Annotated in this window: 20 protein-coding genes; 5 read left to right on the forward strand and 15 right to left on the reverse strand. The window is 62.8% G+C overall.

The window, feature by feature from the left end; translation table 11 throughout:
- Positions 1 to 38 precede the first annotated feature (38 nt).
- The gene (locus NKI95_RS16120; protein WP_352717953.1) at positions 39 to 1220 is read left to right on the forward strand and encodes a M20 aminoacylase family protein; all 1182 of its coding nucleotides are present in this window, start codon (positions 39 to 41) and stop codon (positions 1218 to 1220) included.
- 123 nt (positions 1221 to 1343) lie between these two features.
- On the opposite strand, the gene NKI95_RS16125 is transcribed toward NKI95_RS16120, so the two are convergent.
- The 5 genes from NKI95_RS16125 to NKI95_RS16145 form a co-directional block, all read right to left on the reverse strand.
- Positions 1344 to 2990 (reverse strand): hypothetical protein, encoded by a 1647-nt coding sequence (locus tag NKI95_RS16125; protein ID WP_352717954.1) that lies wholly within the window; start codon positions 2988 to 2990, stop codon positions 1344 to 1346.
- A gap of 141 nt (positions 2991 to 3131) precedes the next feature.
- A complete protein-coding gene (locus tag NKI95_RS16130) occupies positions 3132 to 5114 on the reverse strand; it encodes an ABC transporter permease (protein ID WP_352717956.1) in 1983 nt (660 codons plus the stop codon).
- The gene (locus tag NKI95_RS16135; protein ID WP_352717958.1) at positions 5111 to 6187 is read right to left on the reverse strand and encodes a quaternary amine ABC transporter ATP-binding protein; all 1077 of its coding nucleotides are present in this window, start codon (positions 6185 to 6187) and stop codon (positions 5111 to 5113) included. The genes NKI95_RS16130 and NKI95_RS16135 overlap by 4 nt, the downstream gene beginning before the upstream one ends.
- A 74-nt stretch (positions 6188 to 6261) precedes the next feature.
- Complete coding sequence (locus NKI95_RS16140; protein WP_352717960.1) at positions 6262 to 7236, reverse strand: ABC transporter substrate-binding protein; 975 nt, start codon at positions 7234 to 7236, stop codon at positions 6262 to 6264.
- 36 nt (positions 7237 to 7272) lie between these two features.
- Positions 7273 to 7548 (reverse strand): hypothetical protein, encoded by a 276-nt coding sequence (locus tag NKI95_RS16145; protein ID WP_352717962.1) that lies wholly within the window; start codon positions 7546 to 7548, stop codon positions 7273 to 7275.
- 252 nt (positions 7549 to 7800) lie between these two features.
- Between NKI95_RS16145 and NKI95_RS16150 the strand changes: the two genes are divergently transcribed.
- Positions 7801 to 8871: a D-alanine--D-alanine ligase family protein gene (locus NKI95_RS16150; protein WP_352717964.1), complete on the forward strand. Its 1071-nt coding sequence runs from the start codon at positions 7801 to 7803 to the stop codon at positions 8869 to 8871.
- Between the two features lie 56 nt (positions 8872 to 8927).
- On the opposite strand, the gene NKI95_RS16155 is transcribed toward NKI95_RS16150, so the two are convergent.
- The 5 genes from NKI95_RS16155 to NKI95_RS16175 all read right to left on the reverse strand — a co-directional run bounded on the left by NKI95_RS16155 (position 8928) and on the right by NKI95_RS16175 (position 14254).
- Positions 8928 to 9713 carry an SDR family oxidoreductase gene (locus NKI95_RS16155; RefSeq protein ID WP_352717966.1) on the reverse strand — a complete coding sequence of 262 codons (786 nt, stop codon included), beginning with the start codon at positions 9711 to 9713 and terminating at the stop codon, positions 8928 to 8930.
- 8 nt (positions 9714 to 9721) lie between these two features.
- Positions 9722 to 10486, reverse strand: coding sequence for an SDR family oxidoreductase (locus NKI95_RS16160; RefSeq protein ID WP_352717968.1), 765 nt, complete (start codon positions 10484 to 10486; stop codon positions 9722 to 9724).
- Between the two features lie 126 nt (positions 10487 to 10612).
- The gene (locus NKI95_RS16165; protein ID WP_352717970.1) at positions 10613 to 12121 is read right to left on the reverse strand and encodes a sugar ABC transporter ATP-binding protein; all 1509 of its coding nucleotides are present in this window, start codon (positions 12119 to 12121) and stop codon (positions 10613 to 10615) included.
- A gap of 33 nt (positions 12122 to 12154) precedes the next feature.
- Positions 12155 to 13093 (reverse strand): sugar ABC transporter substrate-binding protein, encoded by a 939-nt coding sequence (locus NKI95_RS16170; RefSeq protein ID WP_352717972.1) that lies wholly within the window; start codon positions 13091 to 13093, stop codon positions 12155 to 12157.
- A 150-nt stretch (positions 13094 to 13243) separates the two neighbouring features.
- Positions 13244 to 14254: an ABC transporter permease gene (locus NKI95_RS16175; protein WP_352717974.1), complete on the reverse strand. Its 1011-nt coding sequence runs from the start codon at positions 14252 to 14254 to the stop codon at positions 13244 to 13246.
- A gap of 266 nt (positions 14255 to 14520) precedes the next feature.
- On the opposite strand from NKI95_RS16175, the gene NKI95_RS16180 reads away from it, so the two are divergent.
- Complete coding sequence (locus tag NKI95_RS16180) at positions 14521 to 15483, forward strand: sugar-binding transcriptional regulator (RefSeq protein ID WP_031211026.1); 963 nt, start codon at positions 14521 to 14523, stop codon at positions 15481 to 15483.
- 100 nt (positions 15484 to 15583) lie between these two features.
- On the opposite strand, the gene NKI95_RS16185 is transcribed toward NKI95_RS16180, so the two are convergent.
- The 4 genes from NKI95_RS16185 to NKI95_RS16200 all read right to left on the reverse strand — a co-directional run bounded on the left by NKI95_RS16185 (position 15584) and on the right by NKI95_RS16200 (position 20529).
- Positions 15584 to 17080 carry a xylulokinase gene (locus tag NKI95_RS16185; RefSeq protein WP_352717976.1) on the reverse strand — a complete coding sequence of 499 codons (1497 nt, stop codon included), beginning with the start codon at positions 17078 to 17080 and terminating at the stop codon, positions 15584 to 15586.
- 20 nt (positions 17081 to 17100) lie between these two features.
- On the reverse strand, positions 17101 to 18423 hold the full coding sequence (locus NKI95_RS16190) for an NAD(P)H-dependent oxidoreductase (RefSeq protein WP_352717978.1): 1323 nt from the start codon (positions 18421 to 18423) through the stop codon (positions 17101 to 17103).
- 211 nt (positions 18424 to 18634) lie between these two features.
- Positions 18635 to 19741, reverse strand: coding sequence for a mandelate racemase/muconate lactonizing enzyme family protein (locus tag NKI95_RS16195; protein ID WP_352717980.1), 1107 nt, complete (start codon positions 19739 to 19741; stop codon positions 18635 to 18637).
- A gap of 56 nt (positions 19742 to 19797) precedes the next feature.
- Positions 19798 to 20529, reverse strand: a complete 732-nt coding sequence (locus tag NKI95_RS16200; protein ID WP_352717982.1) for a GntR family transcriptional regulator — start codon at positions 20527 to 20529, stop codon at positions 19798 to 19800.
- Between the two features lie 206 nt (positions 20530 to 20735).
- Between NKI95_RS16200 and NKI95_RS16205 the strand changes: the two genes are divergently transcribed.
- Positions 20736 to 21398, forward strand: coding sequence for a TetR/AcrR family transcriptional regulator (locus tag NKI95_RS16205; RefSeq protein WP_352717984.1), 663 nt, complete (start codon positions 20736 to 20738; stop codon positions 21396 to 21398).
- 59 nt (positions 21399 to 21457) lie between these two features.
- Entirely contained in the window at positions 21458 to 21868 is a 411-nt protein-coding gene (locus tag NKI95_RS16210; RefSeq protein ID WP_292653907.1) for a cupin domain-containing protein, read from the forward strand.
- Between the two features lie 111 nt (positions 21869 to 21979).
- On the opposite strand, the gene NKI95_RS16215 is transcribed toward NKI95_RS16210, so the two are convergent.
- The coding region (locus NKI95_RS16215) for a hypothetical protein (RefSeq protein WP_352717986.1) at positions 21980 to 22195 on the reverse strand (216 nt) is incomplete at its 5' end.

The raw sequence follows: 22195 nt of genomic DNA on the forward strand, positions 1-22195 counted from the left end.
CCGGCGCGATTACCTGCTCGGCCGGCAAAGGACCTTCGATGCCAAAGACCTCCAACCAGTTCGCCGATGTTTCCGACTTCGCCGACAAGTCCGCCGAGCTTGCGGCGGCTCGCCAGCACCTGCACGCGCATCCCGAGCTTTCCTTCCAGGAGCACGAAACCGCTGCATACGTTGCCGAACGCCTCGAAAGCTGGGGCTATGAGGTGACGCGCAATGTCGGCGGGCTCGGGGTCGTCGGCCGCTTGCGCCAGGGCAGCGGCCGCAGCATCGCCATCCGCGCCGATATGGACGCCCTGCCGATCACCGAAGCGACCAATCTCCCTTATGCCAGCCAAGCCAGCGGCAAGATGCACGCCTGCGGCCATGACGGCCACACCACGATGCTGCTCGGCGCGGCCGAATACCTGGCGCGCACGCGGCATTTCAACGGCACGGTGAACCTTATCTTCCAGCCGGCCGAGGAAGCCGGCAAGGGAAGCGGGGCGCAGGCGATGATCGCCGACGGCCTGTTCGAGCGCTTTCCCTGCGATGCGATATTCGGGCTGCACAACCATCCGGGCGCGCCGACGGGTTCGTTCCTGATGCGCGCCGGGCCGCTGATGGCGGCGAGCGATACCGTCACGATCAAGATCACCGGGCGTGGCGGCCACGCCTCGCGTCCGCACCTGACGGTTGACCCGATCGTCGCTGCCGCCAACATCGTGATGACCCTGCAGACGGTGGTGTCGCGCAACGTCAACCCGATCGAGACGGCTGTCGTTACCGTCGGCACCATTCATGGCGGCACGGCCTCCAACGTCATCCCGGAACACGCCGAGATCACGCTGAGCGTCCGCTCCTTCTCGGCCGAGATTCGCGACACGCTTGAGAAGCGCATTCGCAGTATCGCAGCACTTGTGGCGCAGGCACATGGCGCAACGGTCGAGATCGACTACGAGCGCGGCTACCCGGTGTTGATCAATTCCGAGGGCGAGACGTCCTTCGCGACAGACGTCGCTGTCGAACTCGTCGGTCAGGACAAGGTGTCCGTCTGCCCGCTGATCCCCGGCAGCGAAGACTTTTCCTATTTCCTTGAGCACAAACCTGGTTGCTTCCTCCGCCTCGGCAACGGCGAGGATTCAGCCATCCTGCACAGCTCGAAATATGATTTCAACGACGGCAATTTGACCGTCGGCGCAGCGCTCTGGGCTCGATTGACCGAGAGATTTCTGGCCGCTTGAGCCATACCTGCGGCTTGGATTGTCGATCGGCCGGTCGAGCAGAATTGGGGCGACCGGCCGCGCGACGATGCTCAACGAATTCTCACCCATTCCCCCTCTTCGAATGCGATAAGAGCTTCGCTTTCAGACGAACAAAAAGTCACTCGTCGTCAGCGGGCTTGTAAAGTTTGCGAGAGTAACTTGATCGACTCCCGCGGTAATGATGGTGCTGGTTCCATTTTGCGAAATAGTGAGATCATCGAACGATTGGACGCCCTCCACGCCACTAAACACGATAGTGTCGCCTTGGGTCTGGCTGAAGTCGTAAATGGTGTTTTGGGTTCCGACCGTCATTGAACCATCGTCCTTGAATATGAATTGGTCTGCGCCGCCCTGAGCCAACTCGCTCAGTTGTCCGTCACCCCACATGTCATTGATGACCGTGCAGCCAGGTGCCGCGCTCCCGGCGTACAGGGTATCATCTCCACCTTTGGCCGAACCGGACATTTGTAGAGCGTCGCCGCACAGGAAGTTATGGACCTGGCCGCTTTCGTTGTTGTCGCCCCCGGTAAGAATGTCGTTGCCGCCCTGGGCGGAACCGGACATAGCGAGGGCGTCGCCGTACAACTCGCTTAGAACATCCGGACCGGAGCTCCTGTCGCCGCCAGTCAGGGAATCATTGCCGCCCACAGCGCTGCCGAGCATCGTGACCGCATCGCCGTACCCCAAATTATGAGTGCCTTGCAGCACGGCCACGTCGTCGCCCCCAAGCGCATGGTCGAACATACTGCCGCCCGCGTCGCCGTAGAAAGTTATCTCCGAGCCACCCGCGCTCGTGAAGCTGTCGTTGCCGCCCGCGGCAAAACCGGAAAGATCGCCACCCGCATCGCCATAAAGAGTTTTGCTCCCAATCTCCCCACCCAGGTCCGTATAGTGGTCGTCGCCGCCCTGAGCATGGTCAGACATGTTGCCGCCGGCGTCACCGAAGAAGGTGTTGGTGGAAAAGAAGCTACCCGTGAAGGTATCGTTGCCACCCTTGCTGTAGGCCGACATATCGCCGCCGGCATCGCCGTAGAAAGTGTTGAAGGAGTCGGTCCGGCTCGTGAAACTGTCGTCGCCGCCCTGCGCATTGCCGGACATGTTGCTGCCCGCGTCACCGTAGAAAATGTTATTGGCTTCTATCGAGCCCTGGAAGGTGTCGTTGCCGCCCTTGCTATGATCGGACATCTCGCCGCCCGCGTCACCGTAAAAGGTGTGGTCGGCTCCTTGTCGAGTGCTGGTCACGAAAATGTCGTCGCCGCCTTGAGCAAAGCCGAACATGTTGCCGCCGGCGTCACCGTAGAACGTGTTGTCTACCCGTCTACCCACTTCACTGCTCAAGGTATCGTTGCCGCCCTTGCTGTGGTCCGACATGTCGCCGCCGGCATCGCCGTAAAAAGTGTTGAAGGAGTCGCCCTCGGCCCTAAAACTGTCGTCGCCGCCCTGAGCATGGACGAACATGTTGCCGCCGACGTCACCGAAGAAGATGTAGGTGCCTAGCGAGGCGCCTGTGAAAGTGTCATTGCCGCCCTTGCTGTGGTCCGAGCTATCCTCGCCGGCATCGCCGTAAGCAGTGGTGGTGGAGGATGGCGGCCCCGTGAAGGTGTCGTTGCCGCCCCTCGAGAAATCTAGCAGGCTGCCGCCAGCATCGCCGATCAAGATATTTGTATTTAGATCGCCTGCGAGGGTGTCATCAGTGCCCCATTGACGATCCGTTAGATCACCGGGAGTAAAGGGAACGCGTTTAGACATTGTTCGCTCTCCTGTTGAGCCTGCCCGTCCCATGACAGCCGTACGATGTGAGGCTAGAGCGAGCAATAATCCCGAAGGGCTATGTCTTTAGGCATAGGGATCGGTAACTCATCACCGGCGCGCCATTAGCGACGTCCCGGACTATCCCAGCCTTGCCCGAGCCTTCGCCGTCCAGGCGTTGAACAGCCGGTCGGCGACGATGCCGATGAAGGCGATGGCCAGGCCGGCGACGATGCCGCGACCGGAATCGGCCTTGGACAGGGCGATGAACACCTCCTGGCCGAGATCGCGCGTGCCGACCATGGCGCAGATGATGATCATCGCCAGTGCCATCAGGATGGTCTGGTTGACGCCGAGCATTATCTCGGGCAACGCCAGCGGCAGCTGCACGCGAAAGAAGGTCTGGCGCCTGGTACAGCCGGAAACCTTCGCCGCCTCGATCAGCGCCGGCGGCACCTGCCGGATGCCGTGATTGGTGTAGCGGATGGCCGGCACCACGGCGAAGGCGACGGTGGCGATCATCGCGGTGACGTCGCCGACTCTAAATAGCATGACCACCGGAATGATGAAGCAGAACGACGGCAGCACCTGCAGCGTGTCGATGACCGGCGTGACGATCTTTTCGAAGCGGTCGCTGCGCGATGCCATCAGCCCGATCGGGATGCCGATCAGGCAGGCGATAAAGGCCGAGATGCCGCACAGATAGACCGTCGCCATGGTCTTTTCCCAAAGGCCAGTGACGGCGCAGAACGCTGTCAATGCCGCGACCAGGGCGGCGAGGCGCAAGCCGCCGAGCTGGTAGCCGGCAAGGCCGAGGAGACACACCGCGCCCAGCCACGGAAAGCCCTCGCAGAAGGCGCGCACCGGGTTCAGCACGTTGAGGATAAGCGCCACGCGGAACGCTTCGATCGTGTCGAAGAAGTTGATGGTGATCCAGTTCACCGCCGCCTTCCACAAAGGCGCGGTGGTGAAGGTGATCGCCTTCGGCACCGCGGCGAAGGCCGGCACGAACAGGCCGAGCAGCGTGGTGACGGCGAGGATGGCGACGGCCAGCGTCAGGTTGGGATAGCGCCGCCAGAAGCTGGTGCCGGGCTGATGGCGGACATTGCCCTTGGCGTGATTGTGGGCGATCGCCTGGCTCAGCCGGTCGAGTGCAATTGCCAGTGCGACGATCGCGAGGCCAGCTTCCATCGCCTCGCCGACCTTGAGCGCGCGCAACGCCAAAAGCACATCATAGCCGAGCCCACCGGCGCCGATCATCGAGGCGATGATCACCATATTGAGCGCCAGCATGATGACCTGGTTGACGCCGACCATCAATGTCGGCCGCGCCGACGGCAACAGCACCCGCCACAGTTTCTGCCGTGCCGTGCAGCCGGCCATCTCGCTGAAATCGTCGATCTCCGACGGCACCCGCGACAGGCCCAGCATCGTCGCCCGCACCATTGGCGGTGTCGCGAAAATTGCCGTCGCGATCATTGCCGAAACCGGGCTGTTGCCGAACAGAAGCAGCATCGGGATGAGATAGGCGAAGGTCGGGATCGTCTGCATCAGATCGAGGGCAGGGGAGATCAACAGCCTCTCCACCCAAGGCTTGCGCCATGCCCAGATGCCGGCGAACAGCCCGGTGACAATGCAAAACGGTACGGCGATCGAGATCAAGCCCAGCGTCAGCATGGCGCTGGTCCACTGCCCGAACAGCGCGGTGTAGAGAAAACAGCCGCCGACCAGCGCACCCAGCTTCCAGCCGCCGGCGGCGCGCCCCGCAAGGTAGGCGGCAGCGCAGACGCCGACCCAGGACAGCCGCGGCAAGACGATCATATTCCCGCCATGGCCGATCTTGAAATTCTTGGCCAGAAGACTGAGCGCGAAATCGAGCGGCACGCCGAGCACCGCGGTGATCGAGCGGGTCAGCCAGGAGAAGTTCGACTTCACCCAGTTCATGAGCGCACTGACCCAGTCGGCGACAGGAACGGTCGAGTCGGCCGGGTAATTGACCGCCCAGGGCAGGCTTTCCTGCAGCAGGAAGACAATAAGCACGGCGGCGAGCGCGCAGGCCCAGATCGCCAGCCAGGTTTGAACCGGCCGGGGCCTCGCTGCGCTGGCGCTTGCCGTGACCGTCATGCGCCGGACCCACGACGCTCGATGCCTGCCAGAAGATCGATCACCGCTTGAGGCGTGACTTCGCCGATCGGCTTGCCGGTGCCGTTGACCACCGCGAACGGTTTGCCGGCGGAGACGATATCAGCCGAAAAACTTGATACCTTGGCATCCGGCGCGACCACACCGCCATGTTCGGCGCCGTCGCAGGCGCGCATCAGGCTGCGCGCCGATATCACCTTGGCGCGATCGACGTCGCGGGTGAATTCGGCGACATAGTCGGTCGCCGGGTTGACCACCAGCTCTTCCGGCGTGCCGATCTGGATGACCTCGCCGTCCTTCATGAGGGCGATCCGGTCGGCCAGCCGGATGGCCTCGTCGAAATCATGGGTGATGAAGACGATGGTCTTGTGCAGCATGGTCTGCAGCCGCATCAGCTCGTCCTGCATCTCGCGGCGGATCAGCGGATCGAGGGCCGAGAACGGCTCGTCGAGGAACCAGATTTCCGGCTTCGTGGCGAGGCTGCGGGCGATGCCGACACGCTGCTGCTGTCCGCCGGAAAGCTCGCGCGGATAGAAATGCTCGCGGCCGCGCAAGCCGACCAGCTCGATGACCTCGCGAGCCCGCTTTTCGCGCGTCGGTCGGTCCTGCCCCTGGATGCCCAAGGGAAAGGCGATGTTCTCCAGTACGTCGAGATGTGGCAGCAAGGCAAAATTCTGGAACACCATGCCCATGCGATGGCGTCGCAGCTCGATCAGCGCGGCATCGGAAATCTTGAGCAGGTCCTTGCCTTCAAACTCGACCTTGCCGTGGGTCGGCTCGATCAGCCGTGACATGCAGCGCACCAGCGTCGATTTGCCGGACCCGGAAAGTCCCATGATGATGAAGATCTCGCCCTGGCGGATTTCGAGATCGACCGCGCGCACCGCGCCAACCAGTCCGGCCGCGGCGATGTCCGCCGTGCTGGCCTTGCCGTCGCGCCGGCGGATGAAATTGGCCGCGTCCGCCCCGAACAGCTTCCAGACATTGCGACAGGCAAGCTTTATCGGGCGGGCATCGTTGCCCGCTTTCGCCGCCTGTTCAATCGTATCGGTCATGCGATCGTCCTTCTGGAACACGGGATCGAGACCCGGCCACGAATGGCCGGGTCGTCGGATTTCCAGTCAGACGGTCACTCGGCCCAGGCTTTCCAGTCGGCTTCGTGGGCGGCGATCCAGGCGGCGGCGACGTCTTCCGGCGTCTTGCCTTCGAGATCGATCTGGCCGCTCATCTTGTTGAGCTCGTCGGTATCGACCGTATAGTTTTTCGCGACCTTGTAGGCGACCGGCCATTTGTCCTTCATCCCGGCCCAGGAATATTTCCAGATCTCGCCATGCGGCTTACCGCAGTCATATTTCGCGTCGGGGTTCACACCCCATTTCGGGTCGGTGTAGCACTCTGTCGTATAGTCAGGGAATTCGACCCATTCGCCCTTGTATTTGGCCGGCGCCCAATGCGGCGAATAGATCCACAGCATGATCGGCGCCTTGCGCTGATAGGCCGAGTCCAGTTCGGCGAACATCGCCGCATCGGTGCCGGCATGGATGACGGTGAAGGGCAGTTTCAGCGCCTCGACGCGTTCGTCGTCAAAACCTTCCCATGTCACCGGGCCGCCGAGATAGCGCCCCTTCGGTGTGGTTTCGGCCGTCGAAAAGGCCTCGGCGCATTTCGGGTCCTTCAGCGCCTCCCAGTTCGGCAGGCCGGGGCATTTCTCTTTCATATATTCGGGAAACCACCATTCTTCCTTGGCCTTGGGTCCGAGCTTGCCGAGGCGTTCGGTCTGGCCCGTCGCGTCCGAGGCCTTCATCGCCTCGCCGGCCGTCGTGTCCCAGAATTCCAGGCCGACATCGATGTCGCCATTGGTCAGGCCGGTGGTCAGGCTGGAGAGATAGTCGGCGGTCGGATACTCGACGGTGTAGCCGAGCTTTTCGAGGATGCCGCCGAGGATCTTGGCGTTCAGATTGACGCTGGTCCAGTCGAACAGCGCGATCTTGATCGGGTCGTTGGATTCCGGCGCCGCCGCATAGGCCGAAGGTGTCAGTGCACTTGCGGCGACAAGTGTTAAGGCTCCCATTGAGAAATTCGAAATCATGCTCCGAAGTGACATGCTTGTTCTCCTGTCAAGCTCTGGTGGAAATTATCGTTAGTTCCCTTCTTGCGTCTTTTTTTGATTGTGTTGGAAAAGCTGGTCGTTGCGCAAGGCCGTAGGCGCCACAATGCTGCCGAAGCGGATGCCGGCGCAAAACGGGGTGGTGCCCAAATTGGTGAAGATGTGGCGCGGGACCGGCCGCGTCATGACTGCTGAAGGATTGCTGCCGAAGCAGTCATCCGCGGATCGATCGCCGGTCTTGAGGTAAAAACCATCAAAGTCCCATGATCTCGGCTGTTGGCTCGGCAACTCGCCCAGAGCCACTTTCATGAGATGAAATTATATATACCAACGTTCATGTCGCGCAACGATTAACGCCGGTGCCAATTTCACGGCCCGTCTTTTTGCATGGACCCGTAGATGGGTTTGAAAAAAGCCAAGGTTGCCAGTCATCCCTTATGCGAGCCGCGAGGCCAGGGTACCGATACAATGCAGCAGACCAAAGCGCCTTACTTCTTTGCGAACCGCGGTATCGCCACCGGCTTCTGACCTTTTCAACACCAGATCATATCCGAGGCTTTCATGACCCTGAACAGACTGCGCATCGCCGTGCTCTTTGGTGGACGTTCCGCCGAGCATGACGTTTCGGTGCTTTCAGCAACCAATGTCATGCGGGCTCTGCTGCCCGCCAAATACGATGCCGTCCCAATCTTCGTCACGCGCGAAGGACAGTGGCTGCTGAGCAGCTTCCAGGATGGTACGCTCGCAAAACCTGCGGGCGGCACGCAAGTTTGCCTCGTTCCGGGTGGGCGCGGACGGATGATGGCGATCCCGGCCGACGGCACGCCCTATGATCTGCCAAAGATCGACATCCTGTTTCCCGTCCTGCACGGCCCTCATGGCGAAGACGGCTCGGTACAGGGGGTGGCCGGGGTGGCTCTGGTGCCGCTCGCCGGCTGCGGCATCCTGGGTTCAGCAACCGCGCTGGACAAGGATATCGCCAAGCGGCTCCTGAAAGCGGCGGGGCTGCCAATCACGCGCTCAGTGACGATCCATGAAGGTGCGGCACCCGCCCTCGCTACACTGGAAAGCGAACTCGGCCTGCCGTTCTTCATCAAACCGGCGCGTCAGGGATCGTCTGTCGGCGTCAGAAAGATCAATGCCAGCCAGGAATTCGATGGAGCGCTTGCTGAAGCCTTCCGGCACGATTGCAAGCTGTTGGCCGAGGAATTCATTCGTGGGCGCGAGGTCGAATATAGCGTGCTGGAGGACCCGGCAGGCGACCTGTTCGTCTCGCGGCCAGGCGAGATCGTGCCGGCGGAAAGCCACGGTTTCTACAGCTACGATGCCAAATACATCGACGAGAACGGCGCGGTGCTGAAAGTGCCGGCCGAACTGCCGCCGGAGGTCGAGGCAAGCATGCGGGATGTAGCCGCAAGGGCTTTCAGAGCCGTCGGCTGTGACGGGATGGCGCGCATCGACTTCTTCCTGACACCGGACATGCAGTTCTTGGTCAATGAAATCAACACCATCCCCGGCTTCACCGATATCAGCATGTATTCCAAGGCAATGGCGGCAAGCGGCGTCAGCTATTCCGAAATCATCGACCGGCTCGTGGAACATGGATTGGCACGGGCGGGCCGAGCAGCCTGAACGCAGCGAAGCGGCTTTCATATCCCGGTCGATGGTACGTTGGCCCGCGCCGCCGCTCACGACATGATCAGGCCGCCATCAACATTGATGGTCTGGCCGGTGATGTAGGCTGCATCGTCACTGGCCAGAAAACTGACCAGGCCGGAGACATCCTCGCCGCTGCCGGCGCGGCCCATCGGGATGTTCTTCACCCATTCGGCCATCAGCTCGCCGGGCTTGTAGTCGCCCATCAACTTGCCCCATGCGGCATCGTTATAGGCCCACATGTCGGTGTCGATGATGCCGGGGCAGATCGCGTTGACGGTGATCTTCTCCTTGGCCACTTCCTTGGCGAGGCTCTGGGTGATGCCAACGACGCCGAATTTCGAGGCCGCATAATGCGGCGTGTAGATAAAACCCTGCCGCGCCTGGCCGGATGCGGTGTTGATCAGCCGGCCGCCATCGCCATGCTTGCGGATGCGCGCGATCGCCTCCTGGCAGCACAGGAACACGCCCTTGGTGTTGACCGCCATCACCTTGTCCCATTCGGCCTCGGTCATCGCCTCGATCCTGGCGATGGTGATGACACCGGCATTCTGTACGGAGATGTCGACGCGTCCGAACTGTTGCTCGGCCAGGTCGTAGAGGGCAACGACCTCGTCCTTCCTGGTCACGTCCATGCGCAGCGATGCGACCCTGGCGCCCGCAGCCTTCAGATCGGCGGCAACCTCGTCGACGCGCGCGTCGATGGCGCTGACGACGACCGCGGCACCTTCCGCCGCGAAGCGCCTGGCCATTGCCGCGCCGATGCCGCCGCTGGCGCCGGTGATGACCGCCGTTTTTCCCTGGAATCGCTTCTGCATCTTTTCTCCTACCAGCAGACGAAGCCGCCATCGACGATCAGGTCGATGCCGGTGACGAAACTCGCGGCGCGGCTGGCCAGGAACACGGTCGGGCCGACCATCTCTTCCGGCGCCGCCATGCGGCCCATCGGCGTATCGCGCTCGAAGATCCTGACCTGGTCGGCGACCTCCGGCCGCTTGTTCATCGGCGTCAGCGTGTAGCCGGGGCTGACGACGTTGACGCGCAGGCCGCGATCGGCCCATTCCATGGCGAGGCTCCTCGACATGTGGATGACCGCGGCCTTCGACGAATTGTAATGCGCCTGGGTCAGGCCGCGATTGACGATCGAGCCCGACATCGAGGCGATGTTGATGATCGAGCCCTTGCGCCGCGTCAGCATGGCGCGGGCCTCGGCCTGGCAGGACAGGAACACGCCGCTGACATTGACGTCATAGAGCTTCTGCCATTTTTCCAGCGACAGCGTCTCTGCCGGCTCAGCTCCGGCGATTCCGGCATTGTTGACGGCGACCGTCAGCGCGCCGAGTTCCGCCTCCGTACGCTCGATCGCGGCCGCGAGATCGGCCTCTGCAGTCACCGTGCCGGTCAGCACCAGTGCTTTGCGGCCCAATGCGGTGATCTGGTGTGCGGTCTCCTCCAGCCCGCCTTTGGAGGCGTGGCCGAAGCAAGCGATGTCGGCGCCGGCCTCGGCCAGCCCAATGGCGATTGCTTGCCCGATGCCGCTGCCGGCGCCTGTCACAAGTGCCACGTCACCATGAAGTTCGAATAGTTTCATCGTCGGTCCCTTTGCTCCAACCGCCGTCCTCCGGAAATAAAGGGGCGCCAACTCTGTTGCTGGCGCCCCGCGCGGTCTGGTGCCTGGGAGGATACCACCTGCTGCGCTTTGTTTCGATGGGCTGTCCTAGCTCGTGGCGAGTTCCATCACAGCGACATTGCTTGCTTCGCTGCGGTCAAGAATGCCGCGTTGCCGGCCGCGGCTCAGCACCAGCACACGATGCGACAGGCCGAGCACTTCCTCGAGGTCGGAGCTCACGACCACCACCGCCATGCCGGAACGGGCAAGGTCGGCGATGACATCATAGATCGCGGCGCGTGCACCGACGTCGATGCCGCGCGTCGGCTCGTCCAGAATGAAAACCTTGGGCGGGCGCGACACCCATTTGGCAATGATCACTTTCTGCTGGTTGCCGCCGGAGAGCTTGCTGACCGCCTGGTTCGGCCGTCCCTTGACGCCGAGCCGGCGAATACCAGCCTCGGCGAATTTCTGCACCGCCTTCGGGAACACCCAGCCATTCGGCGCGACATGGTCGAAATTGCCGATCGCCAGGTTCTCGCCGATCGTCTGGTCGAGCACCACGCCTTGCGCCTTGCGGTCTTCCGGTACCAGAACGACGCCGGCCTTGATCGCCGCCGCCGGGCCATTGAGATGCACCGGCTTGCCGGCGACGCGCACCGATCCCGATGAGATCGGATCGGCACCGGCGATCGCCCGCACCAGCTCCGTGCGTCCGGCGCCGATCAGCCCGGCAATGCCGAGGATTTCGCCGGCCCGCACCGAAAAGCTGACATTTTGGAAGCTGCGTTCCGGCGAGGACAGGTTCTCGACCTCGAGCAGCGTGTCGTTGCCCGGCGCCGATACCGTAGGGAACATCCGCTCGACACTGCGGCCGACCATCTGCTCGACGACAGTGCGCACCGGAATGTCGGCGCGCTCGTGCCGGGCGACGATGCGCCCGTCGCGCATCACCACCACGCGGTCGGCGATTTGGGCGATCTCGTCCAGCCGGTGGCTGATATAGATGAAGGACATGCCTTCCGCCTTGAGCTTGCGGATCTGCTGGAACAGAAGTTCCGTCTCCTCGCCGCCGAGGGCTGCCGTTGGTTCGTCGAAGATCAGCAGCTCGGCATTGAGCGTCAGCGCCTTGGCGATCTCGACCTGCTGCTGGGCGGCGATACGCAGCGTGCGCACCTTGCGCTCGGGCGAGACATCGAGGCCGAGACGCTTCAACTGGGCCGATGCCCGTGCATTCATTGCCGCGCGGTCGATGCGGCCGCCACGCATCGGCAGGCGCCCGACATAGACGTTTTCGGCGACCGACAGATCGGGCAAGAGCTTCAGCTCCTGATGGATCATGCCGATGCCGGCGTCGATCGCCGCTGCAGGATTGGCGGGGGAATAAGGGTTCCCCCGCCAGGTGATGGTGCCGGCATCGGGCTTGGTCGACCCGGCGATGATGTTTGAGACAGTCGATTTGCCGGCGCCGTTTTCGCCAAGTAGCGCCACGACCTCGCCCGGCCGCACCTCGAAGCTCGCATCGGCCAGGACCTGTACCGGCCCGTAGCTCTTGCAGAGGCCGCTGACGACGAGCCCGCTATGGAGGCTGTGCGTGTGGCGAGGATCGGTGGACATCGTTGCGCTCGTCGACTGCCGGACTGGTCTCAATCAGGGATGCTTGGCGATGAACTGCTCGACATTGTCCTTGGTGGTCAGCGTCGCATCCTGCAGCTGTTCGGCGGGAATGGTCTCGCCGGCCACCAGCTTGATTGCTGCATCGACGGCAAGCCGGCCCATGCCTTGGGTCTGCTGCGTCGCGGTCACGTCGAAGACGCCGTCCTTCAGTGCCTTGAGCGCCGCCACGTCACCGTCGAAGCCGGCAACCCAGACCTTGTGGCCGGGATTGGCGACCTTGACGGCCTGCGCCGCACCGAGCGCCAGCGCATCGGCCTGGCCGATGACGATCGACACATCGGGATGCGACTGCAACAAATCCTGCGTCAGCTTGAAGCCTTCGTCCTGGTGCCAGCCTTCGCTCCACAATTCGCCGACCACCTTGATGTCGGGATAGCCCTTCAACGCTTCGCCGCAGCCTTTCGAGCGGTCGACCTCGGGCGTCGTACCCTTCTGGCCGTGGATGATGATCAACTCGCCCTTGCCGCCGGCCTGCTTGGCGATGTAGTCGCAAACCGCCTTGGCCGATGCCACGCTGTTGGTGGCGATGAAGGTGTCGCCGGGTGCGCCGTCGGCGTTGCGGTCGACATTGATGACCGGGATGCTGGCAGCCTTGGCGGTCTTGGTCGGCACGGTGGCGGCTGTGGCGCCGGCCGGAATGTAGATCAGCGCATCGATGTTCTGCGTGATCAGGTCCTGCACCTGGCTGACCTGGGTCGCCGAATCGCCCTTGGCGTCGACGGTGACGACCTCGATGCCCTTTTCCTTGCCGTAGGCTTCGACGGACTGCTTGATCTGGTTGAAGAAGTCGGCCTGCAGATTGGCGACGGCGAGGCCGAGCTTCTTGGCCTCTTTGGCCGAGGCCATGTCGGACAGACCAAGCAGCGGGATGACGGCCGCGGCGGCAAGCAGCAATGAACGTTTGGTCAGCATGTTTATTCCTCCGTTGATGTTCAATCTGTCCTGCCCGCGCATCGCGGCGCCCCTTGGCCGAACAACTCCCAGTTTCGGATCACCGATCCGTTTTCGCCCGAATATCCGGGTGAATCTCATTGAGCCCAATTCTTCATTGTGCCCCATTCTTCATTGTGCTCGGCGGCGCCAGGTGTCGGTGGCCACCGCCAGCGCGATCACCACGCCGATAACCACTTGCTGGATGAAGGGCGACACGCCGAGCAGGTTCAGCCCGTTGCGCAGCACGCCGATAATGAGGACGCCGATGGCGGTGCCGCCGATCGAACCGACGCCGCCCGACAGGCTGGCGCCGCCGATCACCACTGCCGCGATCGTGTCGAGTTCGTAGCCGAGGCCGGAGCTTGGCTGGACGGAATCGAGCCGGGCGGCAAGCACGATGCCGGCGAGACCGGCGAGCACGGCGCAGATCGCATAGACCCAGTTGGTCAGCGACTTGACCGGTATGCCGGAAAGCCGGGCGACTTCGGCGCTGCCGCCGATTGCGTAGAGGCTGCGTCCGGTGGCGCGATAATTCAGGAAGATCGCGAAAATGACGGCAAGCACGATCATCAGCCCGACGGTGACCGACAGGAAGCCGAAATGGCGGATGATCGACAGGCTGGTGAACCAGTCGGGAAAGCCGACGATCTGCGAGCCGTCGGTGATCATGTTGGCGAGACCGCGCGCCACCGACATCATCGCCAACGTGGCGATGAAGGGCGGCAGCTTGGTGACCGTCACCAGCAGGCCCGAAACCAGCCCGCAAAGACCAGCGACGACGAGGGCTGCGGCGATGCCGACCGGCAGGCCGAGATTGAGATAGTCCGGATGGGCGACGAAGCCCATCACCATGGAAGCCAGCGCCAGCACCGAGCCGACGGACAGGTCGATGCCGCCGATCAGGATGACCAGCGTCATGCCGATCGCCATGATGCCGAGCACGGTGACCTGGTCGAGCACGTTGAGGATGTTGCGGACAGTCAGGAAGGTGTCGGTAGTCAGCGAGAGCGCCAGGCACAGCAGAACCAGCCCGATCAGCGGGCCCATGGTTCCGGCAAAGACAGCCGAAAACCTTGTGCCCGCCGTAGCCTGCGCGCCAGAGCCTGCCTTCAACTCGCTTGCGTCGTTGCTCACAGCCACTTTGTCTCCTCCACAGCAATCCGGCGCTGCATCACCGGGCCACTTTGTTCACCAGGCCCCTCCCTGTGAACAATTTATCTTTAGTATGCAATTTTGTTCAGCTAAACTGTTCGTCGGAAAATTGTCAAGGCCTGCCGCTTCATTCGACGACGGGTTTGCGCTGTCCGCCGGTTTGCCTTACGCAAGGTCTCCGAAATCTTGGGCATTTCGAAGTCGCCGGATTGGAATATCGTGAGCAGAGCCGGCGGCTGCGGCAAGGCAAACAGATGACGATCGTAGAGAACGAAAGAGCCTCGCGCTTCCCCGACGCCGAACTCAAGGCCCGCGCCGCCTGGCACTATTATGTCGAGGGCCTTACACAGGAGCGGATTTCCGAAATTCTCGGCGTCGGCCGCATCAAGGTGCATCGCATTCTCTCCGCCGCCCGCGAAGAGGGTGTCGTCCAGTTCCGCATCCGCGACAGCGTCGTCGAATGTGTGATTTTGGAGGAAAGCCTGAAGCAGCGGTTCGGCCTCAGCCAAGCTGTTGTGGTACCGTCGGCGGCCGACCGAAGCAACGCGCCGCTGATGATCGGCCACGCCGCCGCCGCCTACCTGGCCGACCACGTGAATGCCGGCGATGTTATCGCACTGGGCTGGGGGCGGACACTGAAATTCGCCATCAATGAATTGCCGCGGCGGCCCATCGCCAGGACGACGGTAGTTTCGATGCTTGGCGGCCTGACCCATGCCCAGCCGCTCAACCCGACAGAAAGCGCCTGGGATTTCGCCGAAAAGATCGGTGCGGAGTGCTTCCTGCTGCCGGTGCCGGTCTATGCCGACAGGCCGGAGCAGCGCGACGCTTTCATGAGCCAGCGCAGCGTTCAGGACGTCGTCTTCCGAGCACGCCGGGCAAACATCGCCGTGCTCAGCGTCGGCTCGTTTTCCAACGACAGCCCGATCGCCAATTACGGCTTCATCAAGCCCAGCGAACTCGAGGAACTGCAGGCGGCCGGCGCCGTCGGCGATATTCTGTGTCATTTCATCGACGCCGAGGGCCGCCCGGTCGACCACGAGGTCAACCGCCGCGTCTGTGCCTATCCGCTGCAGGATCTATCGGATATCCCGAGCATCATCCTGGTGTCGGGAGGCAGCGAGAAGGTTGCGGTGATGCGGGCTGCACTCGCCAACACCAAGGTATCGGTTCTGATCACCGACGAAGACGCGGCCAAGGGCCTGCTCAACCGCTAATGCATGTCGCGCAAAAGTGTGCAGCGGTTTTGCGGTAACGACATGCATCAAAACAAGAATCTAAAGCGCATCGCATGAGGCCGGTCGAACGCGACGCGCTTTAGATCCGGCTGAGAGCGCCGAGGCGGGTGTGGATGTCGCGCGTCGCCTGATAAAGATCGCGGTAGATTGCCTTGCGGTCGCGATAGCCGGCGACAAGTCCGTCGACCGGATCGACATGCCTGGTGGGAGTGGCGGCCATTGCCTTCGCGGCGGCTTCCGGCGAGGCAAACCAGCCGACGGCGGCAGCCGCCAGCATGGCAGCGCCGAGTGCGGCGGCCTCGTTGACCGGCGAAACCGAGAGCGGCCGCTCGAGCACGCTTGCCATGATCTGCATGAGCAGCGCGCAATTGGTGCCGCCGCCCGCGGCAATTATCGCTGCCGGTCTGCCGCCGGCCCGGGCTTCCATGGCCTCGGTGGCAACGGCCTGCTCGAAGGCGATGCCTTCCAGGACAGCGCGGAAGAGATGCTCCGGCCGGTGGTCCAGCGACAGGCCGACAATGGCGCCGCGTGCCGCACCGTCCCAATACGGGCTCATGACGCCGGCCCAATAGGGCATGATGAGCAGGCCCTCGCTGCCCGCGGCAACATCCAGCGCAGCTTTCTCCAGCGCTGCCGCCGACGGCGAACCGGTCGTGCGAACGATCCAGTCGACCAGCTGCATGCCCGAGCGCAGCACGGTCTCCAGCATGAAACCGGACCCGGTCGGCGAGACCAGCGTTCGAAAGGCGTCCGAGGTTTTCACCTTGCCGGAATAGCAGCCGCTGACCACGCCGGAGCCGAGCGAGAGATAGCTCTTGCCCTCGCCATAGACACCCATGCCGAGGCCCATAGCTTGCCCGTCACCCGCTCCTGCCACAACCGGCGTGCCAGCCTCCAGGCCGGTCAGCTGCGCCGCGGTTGTGGAAAGCCCGCCGCAAATTGCGCCCGGCGCGACCAGCTCGGGCAATTGCTCCATCTGCAGTCCGGCGGCCGCAACGAGACGGGGATGCCAGGTACCTTTCTCGACGTCGAGCAACCCGAGCGGATCCGCACTTGCGGTGCTGGTGACCAATCGCCCGGTCAGCCGCTGAACGAAGAAGCCGTGCACGTCGACCGCCGCCGCTGCCTGGTGAAGCACCTGGGGCTGGTGTTCGGCAAGCCAGGCAATGGCGTAGAGCGCCGGCGTCGGGTCCGGCGGCTTGCCGCTCCAGTCGCGGATCGCCTCGCGGCCGAGTTCGGCCGAAAGCCTGATAACGTGAGGCCGGGCGCGTTCGTCGAGCCACAGGATCGCAGGGATAAGTGGGTTGCCGGCGCTGTCCACCAGCGTGAAGGTCTCGCGCTGGTGGGCAATGCAGATCGCCGCCACCCGCGCAGCGCCGACCGCCTCGGTGACCTGCTTCAATGCGCCAAGCAGCGCGGTCCACCAATGTTCGGCGTCCTGCTCGAAATGGCCAGGCTTCGGATTTGAAAGCGGATAGGCTTCGCGCGCCTGGAACAGCTCTTCGCCGTCGCGCGTGAAGGCAATTGCCTTCACGGCCGTGGTCGAGGCATCGATCCCGATTACGACATCGTCCATCAGGCGGAGATCCGGCGGGGTCAGGCTGCGTTGGTAGCGAACCGTCCGTCCGATTGGTCGAGACGGCGGCGGATCTGGGTTATCACCATCGAATCGTCGGGTACACAATTTTCATAGGTCAGGAAGTCGCCGGTCTTGAGCGGCTTGACCACCTTGGCGCGTTCGGCAAGGCCGAGCGGCAGGGCGCCGCGGGCGCGAGCATCGTCCCACGTCATGGCGAAGCCGCGATAGTCGTTCTCGCCGATCATGCCGAGCGACTGGCCAACACCAAGATCGCTCTTGGCAACCGCCACCGCCTCGGCGACCGGACGGTCGAGCGGCTCCATGTCGGCGCGCTTGTAGACCACCGCGCGCGCCGCCGACAGCGGCACTTCCAGGCTGGTCAGATGATAGGGCCGGAAGATCGTGAAATAGGGGCCTTTGCCGACCTTGAGGTCGATCATGCGCTCCAGCACGCGCGGATGCCGGGTCTCGATGATGCAGAACACGCCGGGCGCGACGCCTTTGCCGATGGAATAGTCGACCACGCCCTTGCGATGCAGCACGCCGCCATTCTCGCGCGGGCAGAGCACGCTGGCCAGTTCCTCCAGCGTCGCGGTTGGGCCGTGCATGCCCGGCACGTCGGGCACCAGCCCGGTCGCATTGGCGATCGCCACCATTTCGATCGCCGTCTTCGAGCCGTCGACGAATTCGACCAGCATGCGCGCATTCATGTTGCGCTCGGCCGCCTCCTTCTCGTAGTCGGCCGGCATGGCGTCGATCTTCAGCGGATTGTTCTTGCCCTTGCCGGCGGCGATGATGTTGAAGCCGAGGCTTTTGGCAAAGCCGATGATCTCCAGCGTGCAGGCGGGCTCGTCGCCGGCCGCACCGGTATAGACGACGCCAGCCTTGCGTGCCTCCTCCTTGAGGAAGCGGCCGATGGTGATGTCGGCCTCGACATTGAGCATGACGATGTGCTTGCCATTCTTCATCACTTCGAGCGCGAACAGCGTGCCGATATTGGGATTGCCCGTCGCGTCGATGATGACGTCGATACGGCCGGCCGCCGCCAGCGCATGCAAATCTTCGGTCACCGCGATCTTGCCGGCCTCGATGGCGCGGTCGATCGCCGCCGCATTGCCGGCCTGGACGATGTCGGAACGGTCGTGGCCAGCGAGCAGCGCCGCGTCGATCGCTGCCTGCGGCCTGACTTCGGAGATGGCGCCGATCCGCATGCCCGGCATCAGCGCGACCTGGACGACGATGTCGGTGCCCATCTGCCCGGCGCCGGCAAGCCCGATGGTGATCGGTCCCTGCTGTTCAGCGCGCTGCAGAAGTTCCGCTGCAAATTGCGGATGGGACATGTCGCTTCCTCCAGTTCCTGACGCGCCGCAGCGTCCAAATCAGTTTTGAACATTTCTATTTCCAAATGAAAAATATTTCAACCGGCAATTGGGCATTGTCGCTCTGCAATCGGCCGAAGACGATTGGATGAGCGGTCAATCCACACGGCCGTGCCTCTGCAGTCAGAAGGACGCGGCATATTCAGGTCGATTGGGTGCAGCCTTATTGCGCTCAGCTGCCGATCTCGAAGAAGGGCGCGCCGAGCAGGTCGGGAACGACATCGATGCCAAGTCCCGGCCCGTCCGGAATGCCCATGCGGCTTCCCGAAACTGGCGGCATGTTGGATGCGGTGCGCACCGTCACCCATTCGTGAAAGGCGATGGCGTGCAGCCGGCGCTCCTCCGGCGTCGACAGCGACAGATGCGCCATGGCCGATGTGTCGATCTCGGCGCCGCCAGTGTCCTCGACCGTGATCATGAAGCCCAGGTCGACGGCAAGGTCGCGGATCTGGCGCGTTTTGGTTACTCCTCCGAGCCGCGAGATCTTCAGCGTCAGCCCGTCGGCGGCGCCCTTGCGATGGATGTCGAGCATATCATCCAGCGAGGCGACGGATTCGTCGAGCACCATCGGCTTGTCGAGCGAGCGGCGCACCGACAGACATTCGTCGATCGTCGTGCAGGGCTGCTCGAACGTATAGTCGATGGTGCGCGTCGCATCCACGAACTGGCGCGCCTGGTAAGGGGTCCAGCCGGCATTGGCGTCGCAGAAGATGACGGTGCCTTTCGGCACCGCGGCGGCAACGGCTGTGACGCGTTCGATGTCGTCATGGACGTTGCCGCCGACCTTGACCTGCAGCCGGTGAAATCCTTGGTCGACGATGTGCTTGGCGAGTGCTGCCATCGCGTCGACCGTGCCGTGGGTGACGACCTTGTAGAGTTCGGCAGTCTCGCTTTCGCGTCCGCCAAGCAGTGTCACCAGCGGCACGTCGGCGGCGCGCGCCGCAAGATCCGAGCACGCCATGTCGAGCGCCGACTTGATGTAGGGATGGCCCTTGAACACGGTATCCATCAGCCTGTTGATACTGGCAAGCCCGCGTGGATCATGGCCGATGAGATACGGCGCGATCTCGACGACACCGGCGCGCGTACCGGCGGCGAAGGCCGGCGAATAGAAATTGCCGAGCGGCGCCATCTCGCCCCAGCCGGTGAGCCCGCTATCGGCGGTGACGGCGACGATCACCGCGTCGAACGCATCGGCGACGCGCCCCTTGGACATACGATAAGGCCCGTCAACGAAGGGCTGGACGACATGGTAGGCTTCAATGGTTTTGATCTGCACGTTTTCTGTCCGTTATCTGCGATATTAAGGGTGGCCCACCAAACTTATCGGGCTCATCAGGCGGTTTCGGGCCGGCCGCGGGTCAGACTTGCACGACTAGCGTCATTTGAGCCGCGTTGCTCCAGCCCGCGCGCATAGGCGAGCAATGCCTCGAAATCGAAATCGATGTGCTCCTTGGCATGGCGCTGGGCGGCGCGCATGTCGGTGCCCTTGAGCAGCCGCACATAGGTCTCGTGAGCATCTTCGGCAGGCACCGGCTCGTTGCGCGCCCGCTGGTGCAACGCGAAGTACATCTGCAGCCGGCTGGTCAGCCGTTGCCACGTTTCAAGCAGCACCGAATTGTCGGCCCATTCGTGGATCAGGCCATGCAGTTGCAGCGCCGTTTCGATCTGCCGCGTCGTGTCCAGTTCGCGCGTCGCCTGCTTCACCGCCGCATGGCGCCGGTCGAGTTCGTCGAAGAAGCGCTGGTCGCGAAGCGACCAGGTCCGCGCGATGGCGAATTCGTCCAGCACCTTGTTGAGCGAATAGGCATCGTCGATATCCTTGGCGGTAACGTCGATGACGAAGGTTCCGGCGTAGGGGATGCTGGTCAGGATGCCTTCCTGCACCAGTTCGCGCATCGCCTCGCGCAGCGGCGCGCGGCTCACCCGCATCTGCTCGGAAATCCTGAGTTCGTTGAGCTTCTGCCCCGGCTCCAGCTGGCCGGTCAGGATCGCCCGCCGGAGCAGCGCGACGATCTCTGCCCTGCGTGTCGTATCGGCGATCGGATTGAAATCCAGCTTTGCCATCCGGCTGCTCCAGGAGACCAAAAGCGACACAAGCAGATTGTCGACAATCTAACAAGAGGAATTTCTGGATTGTCGATCCTGCATGACATTGGCGCTCTTCCGGCCTCAGCCAGCCTGGCCACGCAAGCCTTCCCGCTCGCCTCGCTGAGCGTCAGCTGGCTTCTCGCAGCGGGAAACGGACTGGTGCGTAGCCTTCGCAATGTCCATTGACGACTGGGAAGCTTTGTGTCACTAGCAGTGACATGAATTCACAAATGATGACTCAGAAATACGAGAGCCCGCTGCGGGCAGAGCAGGCGCAGGCGACGCGCGAGCGCATCCTCGCGTCCATTCGAACGATCCTGGAGCAAAATCCATACAGCCTCCTTGGCTTCGATGAGGTTGCCGAGGTTTCGGGCGTGAACCGAAGGACGATCTTCCGCCACTTCCCGACGAAGGAAGCGCTTCTGGAAGCCTTTTGGGCCAGCACCAATGCCTCGCTGGGAGTGCGGTTCTGGCCTGAGCGGGAGCAGGATCTGATCGATCTTCCTCCCGACCTTTTCGCTTCGTTGGACGCAATCGAAGGCGTAGTCAGGGCCTCGCATGCGAGCGCTACCGGGCGCGAGATGCGCCTGCAAGCCAATGGTGAGCGGCAACGTGCCTTTCGGAGCAGCCTTTCGCAAGTCGCAAACGGAATGGACCCGAAGGCGGCGCGCCAGCTTGAGGCCGTGATCCAGCTCCTGTTCAGCGCCACTGCCTGGCAGACGATGAAAGACTACTGGGGTCTTACCGGCCGTGAGGCCGGAGAGGCAGCCGCCTGGGCAATTCGCGCCTTGCTCAATGCGGCAAAATCGCAGCAGGGCGCTGTTCGAAAGGGAAAAAGCAAGTGACTTGGCATAAGACCAAAGCGACGGTCCATCCGGCCGATTCGGTTCAAGGCTTCTGGGTGATGGGCGATCAGGTCGCTGTCCGGGCAAAGCTCGCTGGGACGGCACTCAACGTGATCGACGTCACGGTACCTCCTGGAAGCGGCACGCCGCCCCACACGCATCCTTCCGCGGAAATTTTCCGCATTCTCGAGGGCACTCTCACGATGTGGACGGTGATCGATGGTGTCGCGCAAGAATATGAGGTGGAACCCGGTGATGTCGTCACCATTCCGGGCAACGCGCCCCATGGCTATCGCAATGCTGGTCCCGTGCCGGTTATATTCATGGCGATCGTCGACGACGAGATGATCGCATTCTTCGAAGAGGCTGCATCCAAGGACGCGCCCTCCGGCCCGCCGACCGCTGACATGATTAACCGCGTGATCGAGCTTACCGGACGCCACGGAATCCAGATCCTGCAGGCGGCCTGACCGGCGAAACCGTTGCGCCAGGCTCAGGATTTGACCTGGACGACGGTGCCTTATGCCGCCTAAATCCAGCAGTCCATCCATCCAGGGTCGAAGCGGGCCTTCGCGCGAGTGCTACGTGCAGCCGCGACAAGCCGTCGGCTGGATGGATGGCTCGTTTGCTGATCCACAAACTGCTTTCACAGCTAGAGCGGTTCCCCCTTTGACGGAATCAAAGGGGATTCCAGATTTATCTGTTTTGTGACTCAAGATGCTGGCTGGAGTGGAGGCCAGCATCGGATGACCCGACCTCTTTCCAATGATCTTCGCGAACGTGTTGTAGCGGCGGTT

This window comes from Mesorhizobium sp. M0306 (genome assembly GCF_040321655.1).
Taxonomy (GTDB): Bacteria; Pseudomonadota; Alphaproteobacteria; order Rhizobiales; family Rhizobiaceae; genus Mesorhizobium.